We start from the raw sequence: 23,257 nt of genomic DNA, 5'->3' as shown, positions 1-23,257 counted from the left end.
GCCGGCCTCGAGCCAGAACTCCCGCGGGATGGCCTTGTTCGTGGCGTAGTCCTCCACGTGGGGGATCACCGAACGCTCCAGGAACTCACGCACCGAGGACCGGAACGCCTCGTGGTCCTCACCGTAGATCTCACGCTTCATGCGCGGGATTCTACTGGCGGGTAACACATCCCGGACAGGTGCGCCCGCCACCGCGCGGAGCGATCTCGGTCACACCGGGCCCCCGCGGAGCCTCCCCCGATGCGGAGCCGTGTGATTGGATCGATCCAACCCCCTGGAAGGCGGTCCTCATGACCACCCCCGACAGCCCCGACAGCCCCGACACGCCCGACACCGCCGGCACCCCGGCCGCGCCCGCGGTCTGGCCCGGCCAGGCGTACCCGCTCGGCGCGACCTACGACGGCAGCGGCACCAACGTCGCACTGTTCAGCGAGGTGGCCGAGGGCGTGGAGCTGTGCCTGGTCGACGACGGCGACACCGAGGGGTCCGCCGGGACCGGCGGGCACCGCGAGACCCGGATCGAGCTCACCGAGGTCGACGCGCACGTGTGGCACGCCTTCCTGCCCGGCGTCGGCCCCGGCCAGCGCTACGGCTTCCGGGTGCACGGCCCCTGGGACCCCGCCCGCGGGCTGCGCTGCAACCCGAGCAAGCTGCTGCTCGACCCCTACGCCAAGGCCACGACGCGCGAGATCACGTGGGGCCAGCCGCTGTTCGGCTACACCTTCGGCTCCCCCGAGGAGCGCAACGACGACGACTCCGGGCCGCACATGACCCTCGGCGTCGTCACCAACCCGTGGTTCGACTGGGAGGGCGATCGCGCACCCCGGGTGCCGTACCACGAGTCGGTGATCTACGAGGCCCACGTCAAGGGCCTCACCCACCGGCACCCCGAGGTGCCGCCGGAGCTGCGCGGCACCTACGCCGGCATGGCGCACCCGGCGGTGATCGACCACCTCACCCGGCTCGGCGTCACCGCGGTGGAGCTGATGCCGGTGCACCAGTTCGTGCACGACGCCACGCTGGTGGAGCGCGGGCTGCGCAACTACTGGGGCTACCAGACCCTGGCCTTCCTCGCCCCCCACGCCGCGTACTCGGTGGCCGACCCCGTCACCGGGGTGCGCGGCGGCGCGGGGCAGCAGGTGGCGGAGTTCAAGGCGATGGTCAAGGCGCTCCACGCGGCCGGCATCGAGGTCATCCTCGACGTCGTCTACAACCACACCGCCGAGGGCAACCACCTCGGCCCCACGCTGGGGTTCCGCGGCATCGACAACGCCGCCTACTACCGGCTGGTGGAGGACGACCCGCGCTACTACATGGACTACACCGGCACCGGGAACTCCCTCAACGTGCGCCACCCGCACGCGCTGCAGCTGATCATGGACTCGCTGCGCTACTGGGTCACCGAGATGCACGTGGACGGCTTCCGCTTCGACCTCGCCTCCGCGCTGGCACGGGAGTTCTACGACGTCGACCGGCTGGCCACCTTCTTCGAGCTCGTGCAGCAGGACCCGGTGGTCTCGCAGGTCAAGCTGATCGCCGAGCCGTGGGACGTCGGCCCCGGCGGCTACCAGGTGGGCGGCTTCCCGCCGCAGTGGTCGGAGTGGAACGGCGCCTACCGCGACACCGTGCGCGACTTCTGGCTCGGCGCGCCCTCGCGCGGCGCGTTCGCCTCCCGGGTGGCCGGCTCCTCCGACCTCTACGAGCACAGCGGCCGCCGGCCCTTCGCCTCGATCAACTTCGTCACCGCCCACGACGGGTTCACGCTGCGCGACCTGGTGAGCTACGACCACAAGCACAACGAGGCCAACGGCGAGGACTCCCGCGACGGCGAGGACCACAACCGGTCCTGGAACCACGGCGTGGAGGGCGAGACCGACGACGCCGCGGTGCTGGCCGCGCGCGCCACCAGCCAGCGCAACCTGCTGGCCACCCTGCTGCTCTCCCAAGGCGTGCCGATGCTGCTGCACGGCGACGACCTGGGCCGCAGCCAGGGCGGCAACAACAACGTCTACGCCCAGGACTCCGAGATCGCCTGGGTGGACTGGAGCCGCGTCGACCAGCCGCTGCTCGACTTCACCCGCGCGCTCATCGACTTCCGCCGCCGCCACCCCACCTTCTGCCGCCGCCGCTTCTTCACCGGCACCACCGTGCGCGCCGGCGACGGCGAGCGGCTCAACGACATCGTGTGGCTCGGCGTCTCCGGCGCGGCGCTGGAGGACGGCGACTGGGAGTCGGAGGAGACCCTGCTGGGGATGTACCTCAACGGCCGCGGCATCGCCGGGGTGGACCCTCGCGGCGAGCCGATCGTCGACGACCACGTGCTGCTGTACTTCAACCCCGGCGACGCCGTCACCCTCACCCTGCCGCCGGCCGAGTACGCCGCCCGCTGGGACGTCGCCTTCGACACCGGCTCCGCGGCGCCCACCGGCGCACCGCTCGCGGCGGAGCAGCAGGTGCCGATCGCGGCGCGCTCGATGCTGGTGCTGGTCGAGCACACCGCCCCCGAGGCCGCCCCCGACCTCTCGGCCGCGGCGAGCGTGGCCGCGCAGCAGGAGGGACGCGGATGAACGCGCCGCGGCGTCCGGTGAGCACCTACCGGCTGCAGGTCCGGGCGGCCTTCGACCTCCACGCCGCCGCCGCGCTGGTGCCGTACCTGGCCGACCTCGGCGTCGACTGGGTCTACCTCTCCCCGCTCCTGCCGGCCGAGCCGGGCTCCGACCACGGCTACGACGTCGTCGCCCACGACGACGTCGACGCCGCCCGCGGCGGTCGCGAGGGCCTGCGGGCGCTCGCCGAGGCCGCGCACGCCGCCGGGCTGGGCGTGATGGTGGACCTCGTGCCCAACCACATGGGCGTGGCCGTCCCGGCCCACAACCGCTGGTGGTGGGACCTGCTGGCCCACGGCGAGGCCTCCCGCTACGCCGAGGCGTTCGACGTCGACTGGGCCGCGGGTGCGGGCCGGGTGCGCATCCCCGTGCTCGCCGACGCCGACGCGCGCGGCGACGTGCAGCGCGCGGCGGGCCCCGACGGGCCGGAGCTGCGGTACTACGACCACCGGTACCCCGACGGCGCCGGCGTGGAGCTGGTGCCGTGGCGCGAGGCCGACCACCACCTGAACTGGCGCCGGTTCTTCGCCGTCACGACCCTGGCCGGGGTGCGGGTGGAGGTGCCGTGGGTCTTCGACGAGACCCACGCCGAGGTGGGCCGCTGGTTCGCCGAGGGCCTGGTGGACGGGCTGCGGATCGACCACCCCGACGGCCTGCGCGACCCCGCCGGCTACCTGCGCGACCTGGCGCGGCTCACCGGCGACGCCCACGTGGTGGTGGAGAAGATCCTGGAGCGTGGCGAGGAGCTGCCGCAGGACTGGGCCTGCGCCGGCACCACCGGCTACGAGGTGCTCGGCCTGATCGACCGGGTGCTCACCGATCCTGCCGCCGAGGCCGCCCTGCCCGGCTCGGAGCTGGACTGGGACGACGTCGCCCACACCGCCACCCGCGCCGCGGCCGAGGGGATGCTCGGCTCGGAGGTCCGCCGGGTCGTGCGCGAGCTCCCGCCGCTGCCGCACCCGCAGGACGTGCTGGTCGACGCCGTCGCCGAGATCGCGGCCTGCTTCGGGGTCTACCGCACCTACCTGACCGCGACGGCCACCACCGGCGCCGACCACCTCGGCGAGGCCGTGGAGCGCGCCGCGCTCTGGCGGCCCGACCTGCGCGCGGTGCTGCGGGCGGTGCACGCCGTGCTCGCCGACCCCGCGCAGCCGGCCGCGCTGCGCTTCCAGCAGACCACCGGGGCGGTCGTGGCCAAGGGTGTCGAGGACACCGCGTGCTACCGCTACCCGCGCCTGGTCTCGCTCACCGAGGTGGGCGGCGACCCGTCGTGGTTCGCCGTGCCGGTACCCGACTTCCACGTCGCGATGGCGCAGCGGCAGGAGCGGTGGCCGCACGCGATGACCACCACCAGCACCCACGACACCAAGCGCGGCGAGGACGTGCGGGCCCGCATCACGGTGCTGGCCGAGATGCCGCGCCGCTGGAGCGCCGCGCTCGAGCGGCTCACGACGCTCGCCCCGATCGGCTCGGCGACGTTCGCGCCGCTGCTGTGGCAGACCGTGCTGGGTGCCTGGGAGCCGGGCGACCCCGACCTGCGGGCGCGGCTGCACGCCTACGCCACCAAGGCGTTGCGCGAGGCCGGGGAGATCACCACCTGGACCGCCCCCGACGAGGCGGCGGAGGCGGCGGTGCACGCCGCCGTCGACGCGGCGTTCGACTCCCCGGCGGTGGGCGAGGTGCTGACCGGCCTGCTCGACCTCGTCGTCGGGCCGGGGTGGAGCAACAGCCTCACCGCCAAGCTGGTGGCGCTCACTGCCCCCGGCGCACCGGACGTCTACCAGGGCAGCGAGCTGGCCGAGCGCAGCCTGGTCGACCCCGACAACCGCCGCCCCGTCGACCACGACCTGCGACGACGGCTGCTCACCGACCCCGCCCTGCCCCACCCCGAGCGGGCCAAGCTCGACCTCGTGCGCGCCGCGCTCACCGCACGCCGCGACCGGCCCGAGGCGTTCACCGGCTACGCCGGGCTGACGGCGTCGGGACCCGCGGCCGCGCATGTGCTCGCCTTCAGCCGCGGCAAGGAGCCGGGCACCGGCGCGATCACCGTGGGCACCCGGCTGCCGCTGGGGCTGGCCGCCGCCGGCGGCTGGGGCGACACCCGGCTCGACCTGCCCCCCGATGCCCTCGCGGGGTACCGCGACGTGCTGTCGGGCCGGCCCGCCACGCCCAGGCTCGCCGACCTGCTCGCCACCGCACCGGTGGCCCTGCTGCTCCCGGAGGACGCATGACCCCCGACCCCGCCCGCGCCGAGCGCCCGCTGACCCGGTTCGACGTCTGGGCGCCGCGGGCCTCGCGGGTGCGGCTGCACGTGGCCGGACAGGTCGTCCCGATGCGTCCGGTGGCCGATCGCGCCGGCTGGTGGACCCCCGACGCACCGGTGCCGGACGGCGAGGTCGACTACGGCTACCTGCTCGACGACGCCGAGACGCCGCGGCCCGACCCGCGCTCGCGGCGCCAGCCCGACGGCGTCCACGCCCTCTCGCGCACCGACGACCCGGCGGCCTTCGCCTGGACCGACCGGGCCTGGACCGGGCGGCAGCTGGCCGGGGCGATGATCTACGAGCTGCACCTGGGCACCTTCACCCCCGAGGGCACGCTGGACGCGGCGATCACGCGGCTGCCGCACCTGCGCGACCTCGGCGTCGACCTGGTGGAGCTGTTGCCGGTCAACGGGTTCAACGGCGTGCACAACTGGGGCTACGACGGCGTGCTGTGGTTCACCGTGCACGAGGCCTACGGCGGACCGGAGGCGTACCGCCGGTTCGTCGACGCCGCGCACGCCCACGGCCTGGGCGTGGTGCAGGACGTCGTGCACAACCACCTCGGCCCCTCGGGCAACTACCTGCCCGAGTTCGGGCCGTACCTGAAGACCGGGCGCAACACCTGGGGCGACCTGGTCAACCTCGACGGCCCCGACGCCGCCGAGGTGCGGCGCCTCATCCTCGACGACGTCGCGATGTGGTTCCGCGACTTCCACGTCGACGCGCTGCGCCTGGACGCCGTGCACGCGCTGCACGACGACTCGCCGGTGCACCTGCTGGAGGAGATGGCGGTCGAGACGGCGGCACTCTCGGCGCACCTGGGACGACCGCTCACCCTCATCGCCGAGTCCGACCTCAACGACCCCACGCTCATCACCCCGCGCGAGGCCGGCGGCTACGGCCTGGACGCCCAGTGGAGCGACGACGTGCACCACGCCGTGCACGTGGCCCTGACCGGTGAGACCACCGGCTACTACGCCGACTTCGAGCCCCTCACCGCGCTGGCCAAGGTGCTGGAGGGCGGGTTCTTCCACGACGGCACGTGGTCCTCGTTCCGGGGCCGCGAGCACGGCCGGCCGATCGATCGCGCCACCACGCCGGGGTGGCGGCTGGTGGTGTGCAGCCAGAACCACGACCAGATCGGCAACCGGGCCGTCGGCGACCGCCTCACCGCCCACCTCGACGAGGACCGGCTCGGCTGCGCGGCGCTGCTCATCCTGTGCTCGCCGTTCACCCCGATGCTGTTCATGGGCGAGGAGTGGGGCGCCACCACGCCGTTCTGCTTCTTCACCTCCCACCCCGAGCCCGACCTGGGTGAGGCCACGGCGCGGGGCCGGATCGAGGAGTTCGCGGCGATGGGGTGGGACGCGGCGGTCGTGCCCGACCCGCAGGACCCCGACACCTTCGCCCGCTCCCACCTGGACTGGAGCGAGGCCGAGCACGGGCGCGGCGCCCGGCTGCTGGAGCTCTACCGCACCCTGGGCCGGCTGCGCCGCACCGAGCCCGCCCTCACCGACTCCGCCCTGCACGCCGTGCGCTGCGAGGTCGACGAGACCACGCGGGTCGTGCGCCTGCACCGCGGCCCGCTGCAGGTGGTGGTCAACCTCGGCGAGGGCGCCGTCGTCCTCAGCGACTCCGACGCCCCCGCCTGGGAGGTGCTGGCGGCCACCGCCAGCGTGGACGGCCAGGGAGCGGGTCCCCTCTCCCTGCCGCCCGGTTCCGGGGTGCTGGTCCGCACCTGAGCCCGTCCCCGTCAGGGGACCGGGGTCAGCTCCGGGCCACCCGCCTCGGCGGCGCCGGATCCGTAGGGCCGCTCCGCGACGACGACGTCGGCGTCCTCCCCGGCCTCGGGGCCCTCGCGGAACCCGAACCGCTCCCACCACCGGGCCAGCGGACCGGGGGCGTACCAGTTCCAGTCGCCCAGCAGCTTCATGGTGGCCGGCACGAGCAGCGCCCGCACCAACGTGGCGTCGATGAGCAGCGCCACCAGCATCCCGATGCCGAGCATCTTCATGAACACGATGCCGCTGGTGCCGAAGGCGCCGATCACCACACCGAGCAGGAGCGCGGCGGAGGTGATGATCCGGCCGGTCTTCTGCACACCGGTGGCGACGGCGAGGTCGTTGTCACCGGTGCGGTCCCACTGCTCGCGCACCCGGGAGAGCAGGAAGACCTCGTAGTCCATCGAGAGGCCGAACAGGATGGCCAGCATCAGGATCGGGTTGGTGGCGTCGAGGAATCCCTGCGGCGTGAAGCCGAGCAGGCCGGCGAGGTGGCCGTCGCTGAAGATCCACGTGATGACGCCGAACGCGGCGCCGATCGAGACCAGGTTCATCGCGATCGCCTTGAGCGGCAGCACGATCGAGCCGAAGGCGAGGAAGAGCAGCACCAGCATGACCGCCACGACGATCGCGCCCATCCACGGCAGGTGCGAGCCGACGGAGTCGATGAGGTCGACCGTCTCGGCGCTCAGGCCGCCGACCAGCAGGTCGCCCTGCGCGGGGGCGAGGTCGCGCAGCTGCTCGACCAGCTGCTGCGAGGCCTCGGTCTGGCTGTTGCCCTCCCAGGTCACGCGGGCCAGCGTGCGCGGACCGTCGTCGGTGGCCTGGGTGGCGATGGTCTGCACGTCGACCACGCCGGGCACGCGGGCGGCCGCGGCGAGGGTGGCCTCGACGTCGGCGGCCGGCACGTCGTCGAAGAGCAGGGAGGCCTGGCTGGTCTCGGGGCCGAACTCGTCGTTGATCAGCACCGCGGCCTGGTGGGCCGGGGCGTCCTCGGGCAGCACGCGGTAGTCGACGCTGCCCCAGCGCACGCCGAGGAACGGCGAGGCGATGAGCAGCAGCAGGGCCACCACGCCGACGCTCACGGCCACGGGTCGGCGCATCACGCCGCGGGCCAGGGCGGCCCAGCGGCCGCCGTCGGAGCCGTGCCCGCTCGCGGCCGCGGCCCGACGACGCCACGGCAGCCGGCCGGCGTCCACGCGACGGCCGAGGAGCACCAGCGCGGCGGGCAGCACGGTGAGGGCCGCGGCGACGGCCACGAGCACCGCGGCCACGCCGCCGTAGCCCATCGAGCGCAGGAAACCCTGCGGGAAGATCAGCAGGCTCGCCATGGCGGCGGCCACGGTGAGCCCCGAGAACAGCACGGTGCGGCCGGCGGTGGCCAGGGTGCGGCGCATCGCGAGTCCGGCGGACTCCGGCGCCTCGGGCAGCAGCGCCAGCTCCTCGCGGAAGCGGCTGATGATGAACAGGGCGTAGTCGATGGCCAGGCCGATGCCGATCAGCGAGACCACGTTGACGGCGAACACGCTGACGTCGGTGACCGTGGTGAGCAGGCGCAGCACCGCCAGCGCCCCGAGCAGCGCGATGACACCGACCACGGCAGGCATGGAGGCCGCCACGAGGCTGCCGAAGATCAGCAGGGCGAGCAGCACGACCAGCGGCAGCGAGATCAGCTCGGCACGCTTGAGGTCCTCCGACGTGATCGCGTTGACGTCGTCGTACACGGCGTAGGCACCGGCCACCGAGGTCTCGAGTCCGCCGCCGGCCGGCAGCAGCGGCGAGATCTCGTCGTAGCTGGCGAGGAAGTCGTCCTGGGTGGCCCCGGCCAGGGAGATCAGGACCTGGGCGTGGTGGCCGTCGGCGCTCACGAGCCGCTCGGCGATGCCCTCCGGTGCGGCGTAGTAGGGCACGACCGAGGAGACGGCGCCCGCCGGGAGCGCGTCGACGACGTCGGCGACGGCCTGCTGGAAGGCGGGCTCGTCGGCCCGCAGGTCGGGGTCGGAGTACACGGCGACGACGTCGACGCCGCGGTTGCCGAAGGTCTCGCGCTCGAGGTCGAGGGCCTGCGACGCCTCCGAGCCCGGGTCGTCGAACCCGCCCTGGGCGAGACGGTCGAACACACCGAGCCCGTACACGGCCGCCAGCAGCGTGGCCAGCAGCCCTCCCACCAGCACCAGGCGGGCCCGCCGGGCCACCACCGCACTCCAGCGATCGATCATCGCCGCACCTTCCTGAGATCATCGACAACTCCGGTGACGGGTCGTCGCTTTGGTTAACACCATTAACGGTAAACGGTGTAAACTCATCACGTCAACACCTCCTCGACCGCACCAGGAGCCACCCGCCGTGACCCCCACCGCCGCCCCCACGACCCGACGCGAGCGCCAGCGCGAGGCGACGTTCGCCGAGATCGTGGAGGTGTCGCGGGCGCTGCTGCGCGAGGGCGCCGAGCTGTCGCTGCGCGCCGTGGCCGGGGCGATGGGGATGACCGCCCCGGCGCTGTACCGCTACGTCGCGAGCTACCAGGAACTGGTGGACCTCGTGGCCTTCGAGGTCGACAAGGCCGCCACGGCCCGCTTCGCCGTCGCGGCCGACGCCGTCGCTCCTGACGACCATGTGGGGCGGCTGCTCGCCGCCGCCACCGAGTTCCGACGCTGGGCTCTGGCCAACCCCCACGAGTTCACGCTCGTGTTCGCCAACCCCGTCGCCGAGTCGGCCTGCCTGCGGCGCGAGATGATCACCGTCGCCAGCTCCGGGGTGCTCTTCACCGACCTCATCCTCGAGGTCTGGCTCGACCGCCGCTTCCCGGTGCCGGCCCTGGAGGAGCTGCCCGAGAGCATGCGCGAGGTCCTCGCCGACCCGCTGATGCCGGCGAAGGTCGAGAAGATCGCCGCCGAGGACCGCGGCCTGGTCTGGATCTACATGCAGGGCTGGACCCAGCTCTACGGCATCGTCGCCCTCGAGGTCATGGGCCACCTCGACCCGCGGGTGATCGACAGCGGCGAGATGTACCTCGACGTCATCTCCCGCTTCGCCCCCACCCTCGGCATCGACGACGCCGAGATGGCGCAGCGCCGCGTCCAGATGCGCGCCCAGCTCGCGCTCCCCTGGACCCACTGAGGGTCACGAGGCCTCGGACGAGGGGTCAGGCGATCAGGCCCGCGAGCACCTCGTCCACCCAGGCGGGCACGAGGTCGCCGGCACGCCCCTGGCGGGCCTGGCGGAAGAAGATGCTGCCCTCGCTGGGCTCGAGGTTGAGCTCGAGGGTGGCTGCGCCGTTGCGACGCGCGACCTGCACGAACCCCGCAGCCGGGTACACCGCGCCGGAGGTGCCGATGGAGACGAACAGCTCGGCCTGCTCGAGCTCGGCCAGGATCACGTCCATGCCGTAGGGCACCTCGCCGAACCACACGACGTCGGGGCGCAGCTCGGGCAGCCCGCAGCGGGGGCACGGCGGGAAGTCCACCAGGTCGCCGGTCCACTCGGTGCGGCAGCCGCAGTTCGAGCACAGCGCCTTGAGCAGCTCGCCGTGCATGTGGTGCACCCGACGGCTGCCGCCGCGCTCGTGCAGGTCGTCGATGTTCTGGGTGACGAGGAACAGGTCGTCGCCGATGGCGTCCTCGAGCCGCGCCAGCGCGGTGTGGGCCGGGTTGGGCTCGACGCCGGCGAGCGCGGCGCGGCGCGCGTCGTAGAAGCGCTGCACCGCGGTGGGCTGGCGCAGGTACGCCTCGGGGGTGGCGACGTCCTCGATGTGGTGGCCCTCCCACAGTCCGTCGGCGTCGCGGAACGTGGGCACGCCGCTCTCCGCCGAGATACCGGCTCCGGTCAGCACCACGATCCTCACGAGGCGTCAGCCTAAGCCCGGCACGACCGGCTGCCGCCAGACGCTCACCCGGTAGCCGCCCGCGCGCTCCCAGGGGTCGCCGGCCCAGGTGCCGTGGTGGGCCGACGCCGTGAGGCCGGCGGCGAGGAACGCGGCGTCGACGTCGTCGGGGTCGACGACGGGGCAGCCGGCGGGCACGTGGTCGGCGTCGTGGCCGTAGCCCACGACGGCGAGGCCGCCGGGCCGCAGCAGCATCGCGATGCTGCGGGCAGCCGCGGCGAGCGTGCCGGGCTCGAGGAACGGGACGACGTTGCCGGCCAGCGCGACGAGGTCGAACCGGCCCAGCGCCGCGAGGGACTCGGCGTCGGCGAGGTCGGCCACCCGCCAGTCCAGGTGGGGCGACTCGCGGCGGGCCACCTCGATCATCGCGGGGTCGAGGTCGCAGCCGACGACGTCGTGGCCCAGCTCGGCCAGCCGGGTGCCGAGGCGTCCGGTGCCGCAGCCGGCGTCGAGCACCCGCGCGGGCCCCGGGAGCAGGGCCTGCACGAAGTGGGCCTCGCCGTGGATGTCCTCCCCGCGGGCGGCGGCGCGGCGGAACCGGTCGGCGTACACCGCGGCGTAGTCCTCGCCCGCCCCGGCACTGGCCACGCGCTGCCACAGCGTGCGGTCACTGCCGTCCGCGCCGGCCACGCCGTCGCCCCGGACCGCGCTCACCACGCGCCCCGCGCGGGGTCGACCCGCGAGCGGCCGGCCGCCACCGAGACCACCGAGAGCACCCCGGTGAGGAGCAGCGCCACGAGGGCGGCCACGACGTCGCGCTCGTGCAGCTCGTCCACCCGCACGACCGCCACCGTGGCGACCACGGCGTGCGCCACCACGAGCGGGGCCCAGGGCCAGAGCCCGCGCCAGGCGAAGGAGACGGCGATGAACAGGGCCGCCGGGGCGAGCACCACCCACCACAGCCCGATCGCGGCGAGGTGGTCGTCGCGGTTGGCGTAGCCGCGGGCGACGTCGACGACGTCGCCGTCCACCGCGACCGCGGCGAGCACCGCGAGCAGCACGGCCGCCGCCAGCACCACGAACGCCAGCGCCCGGGCCGGATTCGCGCGGATCATCGACTCCCCCTCCCTGCGGCGGCGATCATCGCAGTCGGGCCCGGTTCTCCGCGACCTCCACCTGCCCGCCGTAGCGGGAGATCAGATCACCGAACCCCGAGGCTCCGTAGTCGGCCTCGGCGAAGGTCGGCTCCAGGCGCAAGACCTGGACCTTCACCGCCGAGAGCGGATGCCAGTCGCGATCGGGGTACTGCGCCGCCAGACCTCGCAGCGCCTCGATGATGAGCGGGAACGCCCGACGACGAGCCGGGGTGCCACTGCTCGTGACCGACGCGGAGGCCGACTCGGTCTCCTCGACGTGACGCTCGAGGTCAGCACGAGCACCGAGCAGCTCGTCGTAGTCCGCATAGACGTCGCAGGCGCTGGCGAGGGCCCGGCTCACCGACCCCGCCACACCGACGCCGAGCACCACCCGCCCCAGCCGCCGGGCCCGCTGCGCCAGCGGCACGAAGTCGGAGTCGCCGGCCGCGATGACGACGTGGGTGAGGTCGGGGTGCAGGTAGAGGTCCTCGATCGCGTCGACCGCGAGCCGGATGTCGGCGCCGTTCTTGGTCTTGGACGCCGGGAACAGCTGCACGAGCTCGACGGCACGCGCGACGAGCTGCTCCTGGTAGTCGGCGTTCTTCTTCACCGACCAGTCGGCGTAGGCCCGGGAGATCGTGAGTCGGCCGTAGCGGGTCGCGAAGTCGAGCAGCACGTCGATCGCCACGGTGGCGGACCCGCCGGTCTCCTTGACCTGGCTGGCGCGGGAGATCACCACGTTGTCGAAGTCGATGTAGATCGCGACGCGCGAGTCCGAGGCCATGCCCCACCTTCGCACCGACCACCGACAGCCGCCACCGGGGCGGGCCGACGGAACCGGCGCGGGCTCCGTCGACAGGCAGCGTTCGTCCGTGGTGGACTGCGCGCGTGCGCCTCCGTCCCGCTCTCCCCGCCCGCCTCCCCGCCCGGCTCACCGTGCTCGTCCTCGCGGCCGCCGGGCTGGCCGCCCTCCCGGCGGCGCCGACGGCGACCGCCGCACCCGTCTCGACCACGGTGTCCTTCACCAACTGCGTGCTGGAGGACTTCAGCGACGGCACCCCGACGACCCTGGCGCGGAACCAGAGCTGGTCCCCGACCATCAGCCTCGACGTTCCCGGCGTCATGCCCGCCCGGACCGCCCAGCCCGCCCAGATCGGCCTCACCGACCTGCCCGCCGGCACCTTCCCGTCCGACCTGTTCTCCGCCACGGTCACGGCGTCGATGCTGCTCGGGAGCGACGACCAGGAGTTCCCGCAGAACCTGAGCACCTCGGCGACGGTGGACAGCTTCAACGCCGGCCAGGCGCTCCCGCTGCCACTGATCGACGGCATGGTCTCGGAGCCGAACTCCGGGTTCACCACGTATCGGGCGGTCGCGGTCGTCGTCGCGGTGGTCGGCACCGACGGCGCGTGGAGCGACCGCGACTTCCGCTTCACCTGCGACCGGCTCCAGCGACCGCCCGCCCTGCGCGACGTCGCGGTGTACGACCTCGACGCCGACCCGGTGCTCTCCCCCGGCCTGTTCTCAGCCCGCCAGGGCCAGCCGGTGTCGTTCGGTCTGCGCAACATGCTCACCGCCGCGCCCACCGACCCGCCGGCCCGGGTGGTGCTGCGCCTCGACGGGACCGTGCTCGCGCGCGTGCCCCTCGACGGCACCGGCGGCGGCGTGCCGACGCTCGCCATCCCGGAGTTCCTGCCGCCGGGCCGCGACCTCAAGGTCACCGCCACCAACGGCTCCCGGGTGGCGCGCGCCCGGATCACGATCGAGGCCCGGAAGGCGAAGCTCGCCGCCCCCGCCGCCGTCCGCAGCGGCGCGAGGCTGCGGCTCACCGGCGCCGAGTTCAAGCCCGGCGAGCGGGTCGCCCTGACCCTCGCGGGCGGCACGGGCGCCGGCACCCGCCGCTACACCCTGGTCGCCACCGCCGATCGTCGAGGCCAGCTCGACGCCGTCGTCACCCTCGCCCGGGCCGCCTCCGGGTCCTGGACCGTCACCGCCCTCGGCCGCTCCAGCGGCCGGCCCGGCAGCGACACGTTCCGAGTGCGCTGAACGACGGCCGGGAGACCACCGCAGGACGGCTCGTCGACTGGTTCTGCGCCCCGACCCCGGAGGCGGCCGCCGCCACCACCCACCGGGGCGGCGCGAGGGCGACCCCGACGTCCTGACCGACCTGCTGCTGCGGCTCTCCGACCTCGCCCGCCACGCCCCGGGGGCAGGGCGAGCACGTCTACTGCTGGCTCTGCGTCCGACCACGCCCTGAGGCGACGCCGCCACGGGCCGCCGGGTCGGCGGCCACGAGCAACCCGAGCACCTCAGCCAACTCCTCCCGGGCGCTCAGGCCGAGCTTGCGGAACACCCGCGCGAGATGGTTGTCCACCGTGCGCGCGCTGAGCCCCAGGTCGTGGGCGATGTCGCGGCTGGAGCGGCGCACCGCGGCCTGGCCCGCGATCTCCCGCTCGCGCGGCGTCAACCGGACGGCGTCCTCGAACGGCAGCGGCCACGGATGGGCGCCCCACGCGAGCTGCAGTCGCACCGCCTGCCGGCGCGCGTGCTCGGCCGCGGCGGAGTCGTGGGGGAGGTGGAGCCGCTCCACCGCGAGCCAGGTGGCCGCGGCGCGGCCGGGCTGGATCATCCGCTCCAGGTCCGCCGCGACCACGGCCAGGGCGTCGGCGTCGCCGGCGAGGAGGGCGCGGGCCCGCGCGGCGAAGGCAGTCGCGAGGCCACTGCGCCCATCGGCGGCCTCCAGCGCCGCGGCAGCACGGGCCGTGGGCGCGACCCAGAACGCCTCGTCGAGCGCCAGCAGCCCCGAGTGCGCCTCGTCGTGCTCGCTCGCGAAGCGGCCGGCCTCCGCGAGCACCGCGGACGCCGCCGCCGGGTCGCCGTCCTCGATCGCGTCCTGCGCCAGGACGCGGGCCCGGCCGATCCGGGCCCGCGGCAGCAGCAGATCGTCCTCGACGAGGGTCTCGAGCAGAGCGTGGGCGCGGTCGCTGCGCCCGGTGCGGGCCAGCGCCGAGGCGTGCAGGGCGGAGCCGGACGCCGCGAGGCCGAACGGATCGCGCCAGGCGAGATGGCGACACATCTGCGCCCCGAGCCGGACGGCGGCCGCCGCCTGGCCGGCGTGCACCGCGATCTTGGTGCGGTTGTAGCTCCAGAGCCCCAGCAGCGGGTCGGCCGTGCGGTCGGCACGGGCGAACTCGCGCTCGGCGATCTCACGGGCGGCGACGATCTCGCCGTCGTAGACCAGGGAGAGGAACCGGACGAGCGTGCGCAGGTGGGCGGTCGGGCTCGTCCCCACGGACCGACCCGCCCCCGCCTCGGCCGCCCGCCGGGCGCCCGTCAGCGACCCGGTGAGCGTCTCCCGCAGCAGCGCCGCCCAGCGGTCGCCGTGACCGTCGTCCTGGCGGGCACCGCGGATGACCCGACGTCGCGCCAGCAGGGCCGTCACCTCGGCGCGGCGCGGGGCGTCGAGGCGCGCGCCGACCTCCCTCACCCGTCGTTCGAGCCGATCGTCGTCGCGGGCCTCGCCGCCGAGGATCTCCGCCCAGCGCGCGATCACCGCCGCGGTGGTCTCCGGACATCCGTCGTCGGCGACACGGTCGAGCAGGCGGAGCGCCTCCTCGACCCGGCCGAGATCGGCGAGCACGTCGGCGCGGCACAGCAGCGCGGTGGCCTCCTCCGCCCGTGACGCCGGCAGTGCGTCGAGCACCTCCAGGGCCTCCTCACGGCGGTCCTGCGAGCGCAGCCACGCGACGGCCTCCGCGACGGCCTCGCCCGAGCCGCCCACCGTCCGGAGCACTGCCGGCCGGCCCTCCTCACCGCCGGAGGCTCCGCCGTGAGCGGCGAGCTCGTCCGCGATCTCCCGGACGATCCGACGACGTCGGGCACCGGACAGCGCCGGACGCACCAGGTCGCCGAGCAGGGGACTGCGCAGCCGGGCCGTCTCCCCGTCCTCCTCCACCAGCCCGGTGGCCACCGCCGCCTCCAGCCCCGGCCCGACCACGGCCACCGGGAGCGGGCCGGCGAGCGCGAGGCGCTGCAGGATCGGACGATGCCGGGCGACGTCGTCGGCCGCGACGCCGAGCAGCCCCAGGACCCGCGGCGTGACGGGCAAGCGGGTCAGGTGCAGCCCCGCCGGAGTGGGGGTCGCAGCACCCTCCGCGAACGCGGCGTCGAGCAGGGCCACGATCAGGCCCGGGCGACCCTCGACACGGCGTCGCAGGGCCGACCGCGACGGCGGGTCGAGCGGCGCGCCGCCCACGGCCTCGGCCCGGGCGTCGGCCACGGCGTTGGCCACCGGTTCCGGCAGCGGCCCCAGGTCCACGCGGGGCAGCGTCAGCACGACGTCGCGCAACGCCGCGGGCAGGCCGCCCGGGCCGGGGGCACCCACCACGAGGGGTACGCCGGCGCGCGCGGCCTGCGCGAGCAGCACCGCGGTCGTGTCGTCGAGCCGATCGGCGTCGTCGACCACGAGGCCCCGGCCGGCGGCGAGCAGCCGGGGCGGCGCCTGGGTGAGCACGCGCAGCGGCTCCGCGTCCGCGAGATCGAGGTCGGCCAGCAACCGGGTGGCCGGCACGAAGGGCACCCCGACGACGGCCTCGCCGCCGTGCAGCAGCGCCGCACCGCGCTGGTCGGCGACCGCCGCCAGCACCGCGGTGAGACCCAGACCCCGCTCCCCGACGAGCAGGACGGCCGGATGACGGGCCAGCGTCTGCAGGACGTCGTCCCGCCCGATCGGCGCCGTGCCCCGCATCGGCCCACTCGCACTCGCCCGCACACCGCTCCTCTCCGGAACCCGGACCGACCCTCGGACAGCCGCCGTCGGGCGATGCTGCCGCCTGCGCCACGACGCCGACAGAGTAGGTCGTTGCTCACCCACGATTCGGAGGTGCCGGTTACCGTGCGGGCGTGGGGTCGGCGCGGCGGGGACTCGCGGACGGCATCGCGTCGTTGCTCGGCGCGCCGTGCCTGGTGCTCGTCACGGGCCCGGTCGGATCCGGCCGGTCCGCCACCCTGCACGACGTCGCGAGCCGCCTGGAGGCACGGGGCGTCGACCTCGCCCGGATCGCGGGCCGCGACGCGGTGGACGGCATCCCGCTCGCCCCGGTCGCCCCGCTGCTCACCGCCCTTGGTCTGGCCGAGCGGACCACCCTCGAGATCTACACGGCCCTGCCCCGGCTGCTGCGTGCGCGCGGGACCGCGGTGCTGATCGACGACATCGACGCCGCCGACCACGCCACCGGCGTCCTGGCCGCCCAGTGCGCACGGGCCGGGGTGCCGCTCGTCGTCACCAGTCTCGGCGACCTCCCCGCCGTGCTGCGCGACCTCGGCGACCTCCCCCTGCACCACCGCCCGCTGCCGCCGTTGAGCGTGGAGGAGGTCGCCGCGCTGGCCGAGGCCGAGGGGCACGATCCGCTGGACGTGCCCTCGCTCGCCCGCCTGGTGCGCGCCGGCCGGGGACTCCCAGGCCGCGTGGTGGAGCTGATCGCCGCGGGCGCCCCGGACGCCGAGCCGACCCCCGCCGGTCTCCGCCTCGGACCGGGACTGCTCACCGAGACGCTGCGCCGGGAGGTCGGAGCCCGGCTGGCGGGCTGCCTCCCGCAGGACCGCGCCGAGATCGACACGGTGTGCGTCGTCGGCCGATTCCCCGAGGACGCCCTCGACCCCGCCGCGCTCGACCGGGCCCTGGCCAGCGGCCTGCTGCGACTCGAGCCCGGCGAGACCGGACTGGTCGTGCCGGGCGACGACGTCGTGCGCGCCGTCGTCGTGGAGGACCTCGGGACCGCGGCGGTGCGCGCCGTCACCGCCGCCGCCCAGCAGCGGCTCCGGACGCTCGACCCGGTCGACGCCGCCCCGGCCGCCCCCGCCGCCAGGGCCGCCAGAGCCGTGCGTGCGCTGCTCGACGTCGCCCACGGGTGTCCTGTCCCCGACGACGTGCTGCGTGAGGCCGCCACCGAGGAGCTGCGGTGCCACCGGGCGCGCGAGGCCCTCGACCTGCTGGCGGCGCTCGGCGCGCCGTCCCCGGATCCCGAGACGCTCCTGGTGCGCGGCCGGGCCCGGGCCGCGACCGGGGACGCGCTCGGCGCCCGCGACGACCTGCGGCAGGCCGCCCGCACGGCCGCGGGCGAGCTCCTGACGCAGGTGGGACGCGCCCTCGGCGTCGTGCTGGCGATCGACCTGGAGGATCCTGCGGCTGCGGTGGCCGAGGTGGGCGGGCTGCTCGACCGGCTGCCCCGGGAGGCGGTCGCCGCGCTCGAGGTGGACCTCGTCAAGTGGCGGCTGATGGCCGGCGCACCGAGTGATCGCGCGGTGCTGCCCCGCGCCGCGCAGCAGGCGCTCGACGACGCCGACCGGATCGGCGTCGCCCTGATCGAGGCGATGGTGGCCTCGCTCGACGGCCCGCTCGAGCAGGCCGCGGCCATCGTGACCGAGGCGCTCCCGCTGGTCGACCGGGTGCCGGCGGCGCCGCCGCACAGCGCCGACCTGCTCGCGCTCTCGGGCTACCTCGCCGCGGTGTTCGCCGGCGACCTGGCCGGGGCCGACGCCCGGGCCACCGCGGGCTACGAGGAGGCGGTGGCGCGGGAGCACCCCGCCGTCGGCATGTGGGAGTACGCCCGCGCCGAGTTCGACCTCCACCTCGGGCTGCTGGGATCGGCGACCGCGCGGGCCCGCCGGGCCGTGCACCACCTGGCCTGGCGCGACGTCACCGGCCTGCACCCCACCGCACGCGCGCTCCTCGCCGCGCTGGAGGCGCGGCAGGGTCGCGGGGACCCGGCCCGCGACCTGATCGCGACGCTTCCCGCCGAGGCCCGGGAGGACCCCAAGGTCGTGCTCCACCTGGCCCGGGTCGAGGCGGCGCTGGAGCACGCGGCCCGCCCCGGGGACGCCGCGCGCCTGCTGCGGGAGGCCGCCGACCGGGCGGCCGCACAGTCCCACACCCACCTCGCGCTGCTGGCGTACGACGAGGCGCTCATGGTCGCCCCGAGCGGCCCGGACGCCGACGGGCTCGCCTCCCTGCTCGCCCGCGAGGCCGGGCGCAGCCGGCTCATGGCCGCGCTGGCCGACCGCGCGACCGCGCTCGTGGGTGACGACGCGGCGGCGCTGGAACGCGCGGCCGGCGCCCTGGCCGACCTCGGGATGTCGGGCCGGTCGGCACACGCACTGGAGATCGCGGCGGAGCGCCACCGCGATCGCGGCTCCCGCGGAGCCGCCGAGCGCTGCCGTGACCATGCTGCCCTGCTGCGGCGCGACGGGCGGCTCTGGCCCCCGGCGCCCGACGCCGCCGCCCTCTCCCCACGAGAGCGCGAGATCGCGCTGCTCGCGTCGCGGGGGCTGCGCAGCCGCGACGTCGCCGAGCGGCTGGGGCTCTCGGTGCGCACCGTGGACAACCACCTGACCCGGATCTACACCAAGCTCGGGGTGCGGGGGCGCTCCGGGCTGGCGGCGGCGCTCGGGGCTGAGTAGCGCCCTACTCACGACGCCGGAGGCGGTGCGCTGGTGTGCTCGGCCCGCCATCGATCCGTCCCCGACCAGGGAGGACCTCCGTGTCCCGTCTCCGCCCGTCCGTCACCACCCGCCTCGGACTCGCTGTCCTGACCCTCTCCAGCCTCACCGCCGTCGGAGGCGCGCTCACGAGCAGCGCCCAGGCGGCGACCGCCTCCGCGACGGTCCCGTTCACGGACTGCGAGCTGCGCGAGGAGCCCTTCGGCGCCAACACGCGCATCAAGGACAACATCGCCTGGTCGCCGACGATGACCTTCACCATGCCGACCCCGATCGCGGCGGGCACGACGGTCACCGCCGAGCTGACGATCGGTGCCCTCCCCGCCGGGCTGATCCCGATCGACCTCGCCACCGACACCACGCTCTACCCCGAGGTCGAGCTGGTCGACGCCGGCGGCCTGAACCTGCTGCTCGGCCAGACCATCACCATCGGCAGCCTCGACGGCTCCGCGGCACAGCCGATCGGCGAGATCGAGAACGACGTCTCACTGGGCTTCGCCGACATCTACGACTACGGCGTGTCCACGGCGGAGGTCTTCGTCTCGGGCCGCGACAGCGGCGGCGACCTGCGCGAGTACAAGTTCATCTGCGACCGCATCGTCAATCCGCCGACGCTGCTGAGCGTCGCGGTCTACGACCTCACCGCCACCCCCGAGGTCACCGTCGACCGCGGGTCGGCCCGCCAGGGCGCCTCGGTCCGGGTCTCCGGGCGTCACCTGCTCGCCGCCGCCCCCACCGAGCCGCCCGCCCGCGCCACCATCAGCGTCGGCGGCATCGTGGCCGGCACCCTCCCGATCGACCAGTCCGGCGCCTTCGCGGGCAACGTCGTCGTGCCGGCCTTCGCCCCTCCCGGCAGCTCGGTCGTGGTGCGGGCGGCCAACGGACCCAAGGCCGCCACCACGCGGATCCAGGTGACCGCCGCCCCCGCCACCGTCGCCGCCCCGCCCTCGGCGAAGGCCGGCAGGAAGGTGACCGTCACCGGCGCCCGCTTCAAGCCCGGCGAGCGGGTGGCGCTCGTCCTCACCGGCGGCCGCGGCACCGGCACCAAGCGCTTCACCGCCGCCGCCACGGCCTCGGCCACCGGCACCGTCCGGGTCGCGGTGAAGCTGCGCAAGGCCGCGAAGGGCGCCTGGCGCGTGACCGCCGTCGGCGCCGCCAGCAAGCGCTCCGGCACCGACCGGTTCCGCGTGCGCTGACCGTCCCCGCCCGACGTCCCGGTCAAGCCCCACCGATCGCCGGCCGCCCCTCACGGGTGGTCGGCGATCGGCGTCCGTGCCTCGTGGCCCGGTAGTACCCACGAACCGCGGCACGCTCAGCGGCAGTTGGTGGACATCGAGGGCGTGATACCGCTGACCTGAGGAAAGATGATGGTCGACGTTGGGCGCCAAGGGCCGCTAACGACTCTGCTGCCACCTTTCCCCACGCATGGGGCCACGTCGTCAGCCCTGTGATGAGTCTTCGTCGGAGCTGAGTGCGGCCTCCCAGGTCTGGCCGCCGTGGAACACCCCGAGGATGTTGACCACGAGCTCGCCCCCAGACTCGTCGACCTCGTAAGCGACAAGAGTGCGCTTCTTGTAGGTGGTGGTCCGCATCCCCGGCCGTACGTCGTCGCGCGCCCGCCCAGCGTGAGGGAACACGAGGATCCCGTCGACGTGTTCGAGGATCGCCGAGACGAAGCGCCGAGCAACCTCAGCAGTCGCGTTCTTGGCGATCCAATCGTCGATCTCGTTGAGTTGCCGTTCGGCTTCCGGAGTGAGGTTGATCCGGCCCGTCATGAACGGGCGGCCCACTTGGCCTCGAAGCGGGCCCGAACATCCTCAGCCGGGATCGCACGGGACGGGTCGGCCTTGAGGGCGTCGTACGCCGCGGCCGCTTCAGTCCGCAGCCACGACTCAGCTGCCTGGTCGAAGGCCTCGTCCGGGTCCACCGACTCGAGCAACCGGATCGCCAGCCGTCGGCGTGCGTCAGCGGGCAGGGACATCGCCGCCTCGTAGGCCTCGGACTCGCTCACCGACATGCCCCCACCCTACGCGCGACGCCGGACAACCATCAGGCCTTGAGGAGTCGTCTGGCTGCCCCGGCGAGCATCGACAACGTGCCAGCGGCCAGCTCATCGACCTCGGCGAATTCCTTGAGCCATCGCTCGGGAAGCGGGACCCTCTTCTCGGTCACCTCGGTGTCCAGCGTCCGCACCACGACGTCCTCGCCGACTCGGAGGTGCAGGGGTTCGCCCCCGCCGATACGCGCGGGTGCATCACGCATCGGCGGGTTGAAGTCGACGTTGGTGGTGCCGGTGTCGAGCACGGTGCCGTCGAGGGTCCCGGGCAGCAGGTCGTACCGGGCGTACACGCCGCAGCAGGCGGAGAAGCTCTCGAAGCGGAGTCGGTCGATGTTGCTGGTGACCACGGGGTCGGCGGCGCGCAGGATCGCCGCGACCATGCCGGGTGGCAGGTAGAAGCGGGTACGCGCGACCGTGGCCACCGCGAGCAACGCGGCTGCGGCCTGTTCAGGGTGGCCGAGGAGGTCGTCGAAGAAGTAGGGGTGCGTGGCCGGGCCGGCCGCCGTGCGACCACCGCTCGGGGCGAGCATCAGGTCGGCCCGGCCGGCGGCGAAGCTGAGCTCGGAGGGGCGGACGTAGCGGTACGTCTGCTCGTCCGTGGTCGCTGCCATGGTCGTGAACCTCACCGTGCAGGAGGCGTGTGGCCCTGGCGCTGGCGGAAGTACCCGATGCTCCGCCGAGCGAGGTCGTCGATGCGAGATCCGTGGCCGCCCGACCCGACCGAGGCCGTCGGTCGGGAGCTGCGGGGAGTAGGCGGGTTGTCACCCGCTGACCCACTCCTGCCAGGAGCCAGGAAGCCGCTTGTCGTGGGCGAACGCGACGACGACGATCTCCGCGGGCTGGACGATTGCACAAGACGGACCGGGAAGCCGGCCACGCGTCGCGACCTGACCGCGGGGATACTGGGCCAGCCAGGCCAGAGCGCTCCAGACTCCGGCCACTCGACGATGGTGTCGACCATCTCGTCGGCGGCCGCCTCGAAGCGATCACCGAGCCCAGCGACACGGTCCTCGTACCGCGCGATCCCTGCGCGAAGCTCGGCAAGAGCCTCAGGGTGATTCCGGACGTCGGGCGTCACCGCTGCTGTTTCGTGGACCTGTCCGCCGCGAGCTGAGCCCCGACCTCGTCCCGCGACAGGGTCTGCACCCGACCGCTCGTGATGTCGTCGACCCGAGAGGCGATCTCTGCCGTCCATGCCCCATGGACCTCGGCCGGGTCGGCGGCGTCGTCGAGGCTTGCGAGCAGTGCCTGGGCCACCTGGGCACGCTGGTCAGCCGGGAGCGTCAACGCCAACTGCGTGATGTCCTCCATCCCGGCGACCATGGGCCCAGCCTACGCCCGGCTGGCGACAGTCCGTCGGGAACCAATGACACAGTCTCACCCTCGACGCCACCACCATCACGTGCGAGGCGGTGTCCGGCCAAGGTGGTGGTCGCCGGCGAGGTACGTCGCAGCTGGCGGGTGCTCCACGTGGAAGTCGGCGATTCGCGGCTGCTTCAGCGCCTCGGGTCACCGATTCGTCGGCCGTGCTGCCGTCACGGTGGAACGGTTCGCCCAACTGCACGACGTTCCAAAGGGTCGTCAGGGCAGTCTCCAACCAGGTGTCGTCGACCGGCGCCAACTTGATCGCCAGCTCGAAATGGCTGCCGTGCCAGTTGTCGTCGCGCGTGCGATCCGTCGGGCTGGGCTGTGACCTGCTGGCCTTTCGCCTCATCGGTCCAAACCAAGCTCCGACACGCGTCTGGCGACATAGGCATCGAAGTCCCGACGAATCTCCAGCACGTCGGCAACCGTCAGGACCTCGACCCCGCAGTGGTGGAGATCGCAGCCTCGCGGCGCTGACCCATCGATCAAGGAGATGCCGTTGACTTCGCCGTCAGGCTCGACGTTCGTGCAGAGGCACGGATGAAACGAGCAATCCTCGTAGATCATCCCGGGCCGCAGAGCCTCCGCGAATGATTCGTCCCCCTCCATGCCGCCAACCCTACGGCCGCACTGGCTTCGTGTGGTCCCGGCGCACATGCCCTGATCTCGGCTGGATCACCGCGCGGTCACGGCCGAGGTCGCGACTCTTGCCACGCATCTGCCACG

General features: G+C 74.3%; 19 protein-coding genes. 7 read left to right on the top strand and 12 right to left on the bottom strand.

Features of this window, described 5'->3' with window-relative positions:
- On the bottom strand, positions 1-141 hold a 141-nt coding region (locus tag ACERUJ_RS07965), incomplete at its 3' end, for an acyl-CoA dehydrogenase family protein (protein ID WP_370247970.1).
- Between the two features lie 149 nt (positions 142-290).
- On the opposite strand from ACERUJ_RS07965, the gene glgX reads away from it, so the two are divergent.
- From glgX to treZ, 3 genes are read left to right on the top strand one after another with little or no spacing between them, the layout of a single operon-like run.
- Complete coding sequence (gene glgX, locus ACERUJ_RS07960) at positions 291-2,567, top strand: glycogen debranching protein GlgX (RefSeq protein WP_370247969.1); 2,277 nt, start codon at positions 291-293, stop codon at positions 2,565-2,567.
- The gene (treY, locus tag ACERUJ_RS07955; RefSeq protein WP_370247968.1) at positions 2,564-4,837 is read left to right on the top strand and encodes a malto-oligosyltrehalose synthase; all 2,274 of its coding nucleotides are present in this window, start codon (positions 2,564-2,566) and stop codon (positions 4,835-4,837) included. Before glgX ends, treY begins: the two co-directional genes overlap by 4 nt.
- Positions 4,834-6,612: a malto-oligosyltrehalose trehalohydrolase gene (gene treZ / locus ACERUJ_RS07950; protein WP_370247967.1), complete on the top strand. Its 1,779-nt coding sequence runs from the start codon at positions 4,834-4,836 to the stop codon at positions 6,610-6,612. Before treY ends, treZ begins: the two co-directional genes overlap by 4 nt.
- 11 nt (positions 6,613-6,623) lie before the next feature.
- On the opposite strand, the gene ACERUJ_RS07945 is transcribed toward treZ, so the two are convergent.
- Positions 6,624-8,870 carry an MMPL family transporter gene (locus tag ACERUJ_RS07945; RefSeq protein ID WP_370247966.1) on the bottom strand — a complete coding sequence of 749 codons (2,247 nt, stop codon included), beginning with the start codon at positions 8,868-8,870 and terminating at the stop codon, positions 6,624-6,626.
- Between the two features lie 127 nt (positions 8,871-8,997).
- Between ACERUJ_RS07945 and ACERUJ_RS07940 the strand changes: the two genes are divergently transcribed.
- Positions 8,998-9,771 carry a TetR/AcrR family transcriptional regulator gene (locus tag ACERUJ_RS07940; protein WP_370247964.1) on the top strand — a complete coding sequence of 258 codons (774 nt, stop codon included), beginning with the start codon at positions 8,998-9,000 and terminating at the stop codon, positions 9,769-9,771.
- Between the two features lie 25 nt (positions 9,772-9,796).
- On the opposite strand, the gene ACERUJ_RS07935 is transcribed toward ACERUJ_RS07940, so the two are convergent.
- Genes ACERUJ_RS07935 through ACERUJ_RS07920 form a run of 4 tightly spaced genes read right to left on the bottom strand, consistent with a single transcriptional unit; the run spans position 9,797 to position 12,394 of the window.
- Complete coding sequence (locus ACERUJ_RS07935; protein ID WP_370247963.1) at positions 9,797-10,495, bottom strand: NAD-dependent deacylase; 699 nt, start codon at positions 10,493-10,495, stop codon at positions 9,797-9,799.
- Positions 10,496-10,501: 6 nt separating this feature from the next.
- On the bottom strand, positions 10,502-11,188 hold the full coding sequence (locus tag ACERUJ_RS07930) for a class I SAM-dependent methyltransferase (protein WP_370247962.1): 687 nt from the start codon (positions 11,186-11,188) through the stop codon (positions 10,502-10,504).
- Positions 11,185-11,589, bottom strand: a complete 405-nt coding sequence (locus tag ACERUJ_RS07925) for a hypothetical protein (protein ID WP_370247961.1) — start codon at positions 11,587-11,589, stop codon at positions 11,185-11,187. Before ACERUJ_RS07925 ends, ACERUJ_RS07930 begins: the two co-directional genes overlap by 4 nt.
- 25 nt (positions 11,590-11,614) lie before the next feature.
- A complete protein-coding gene (locus tag ACERUJ_RS07920; protein WP_370247960.1) occupies positions 11,615-12,394 on the bottom strand; it encodes an NYN domain-containing protein in 780 nt (259 codons plus the stop codon).
- Positions 12,395-12,498: 104 nt separating this feature from the next.
- Between ACERUJ_RS07920 and ACERUJ_RS07915 the strand changes: the two genes are divergently transcribed.
- Positions 12,499-13,656 (top strand): hypothetical protein, encoded by a 1,158-nt coding sequence (locus ACERUJ_RS07915; protein ID WP_370247959.1) that lies wholly within the window; start codon positions 12,499-12,501, stop codon positions 13,654-13,656.
- Positions 13,657-13,834: 178 nt separating this feature from the next.
- Here the strand turns inward: ACERUJ_RS07915 and ACERUJ_RS07910 are convergent, their stop codons facing one another.
- Positions 13,835-16,357 (bottom strand): LuxR C-terminal-related transcriptional regulator, encoded by a 2,523-nt coding sequence (locus ACERUJ_RS07910; RefSeq protein WP_370247958.1) that lies wholly within the window; start codon positions 16,355-16,357, stop codon positions 13,835-13,837.
- A 155-nt stretch (positions 16,358-16,512) separates the two neighbouring features.
- Between ACERUJ_RS07910 and ACERUJ_RS07905 the strand changes: the two genes are divergently transcribed.
- Both ACERUJ_RS07905 and ACERUJ_RS07900 read left to right on the top strand, forming a co-directional pair.
- The gene (locus ACERUJ_RS07905) at positions 16,513-19,068 is read left to right on the top strand and encodes a LuxR C-terminal-related transcriptional regulator (RefSeq protein WP_370247957.1); all 2,556 of its coding nucleotides are present in this window, start codon (positions 16,513-16,515) and stop codon (positions 19,066-19,068) included.
- Between the two features lie 80 nt (positions 19,069-19,148).
- Complete coding sequence (locus tag ACERUJ_RS07900; RefSeq protein ID WP_370247956.1) at positions 19,149-20,303, top strand: hypothetical protein; 1,155 nt, start codon at positions 19,149-19,151, stop codon at positions 20,301-20,303.
- Positions 20,304-20,546: 243 nt separating this feature from the next.
- Here ACERUJ_RS07900 and ACERUJ_RS07895 read toward each other — a convergent pair whose 3' ends face one another.
- The 5 genes from ACERUJ_RS07895 to ACERUJ_RS07875 form a co-directional block, all read right to left on the bottom strand.
- A complete protein-coding gene (locus ACERUJ_RS07895) occupies positions 20,547-20,897 on the bottom strand; it encodes a type II toxin-antitoxin system RelE/ParE family toxin (protein ID WP_370247955.1) in 351 nt (116 codons plus the stop codon).
- Positions 20,879-21,124 (bottom strand): addiction module protein, encoded by a 246-nt coding sequence (locus tag ACERUJ_RS07890; RefSeq protein ID WP_370247954.1) that lies wholly within the window; start codon positions 21,122-21,124, stop codon positions 20,879-20,881. The genes ACERUJ_RS07895 and ACERUJ_RS07890 overlap by 19 nt, the downstream gene beginning before the upstream one ends.
- Before the next feature lie 32 nt (positions 21,125-21,156).
- Positions 21,157-21,777: a hypothetical protein gene (locus ACERUJ_RS07885; protein ID WP_370247953.1), complete on the bottom strand. Its 621-nt coding sequence runs from the start codon at positions 21,775-21,777 to the stop codon at positions 21,157-21,159.
- A gap of 463 nt (positions 21,778-22,240) precedes the next feature.
- A complete protein-coding gene (locus ACERUJ_RS07880; RefSeq protein WP_370247952.1) occupies positions 22,241-22,489 on the bottom strand; it encodes an addiction module protein in 249 nt (82 codons plus the stop codon).
- A 387-nt stretch (positions 22,490-22,876) separates the two neighbouring features.
- Positions 22,877-23,140 carry a hypothetical protein gene (locus tag ACERUJ_RS07875; RefSeq protein WP_370247951.1) on the bottom strand — a complete coding sequence of 88 codons (264 nt, stop codon included), beginning with the start codon at positions 23,138-23,140 and terminating at the stop codon, positions 22,877-22,879.
- Positions 23,141-23,257 lie beyond the last annotated feature (117 nt).

Source organism: Nocardioides sp., assembly GCF_964228225.1.
Lineage (GTDB): Bacteria > Actinomycetota > Actinomycetes > Propionibacteriales > Nocardioidaceae > Nocardioides.
This window is presented reverse-complemented; position numbering and strand designations above follow the sequence as displayed.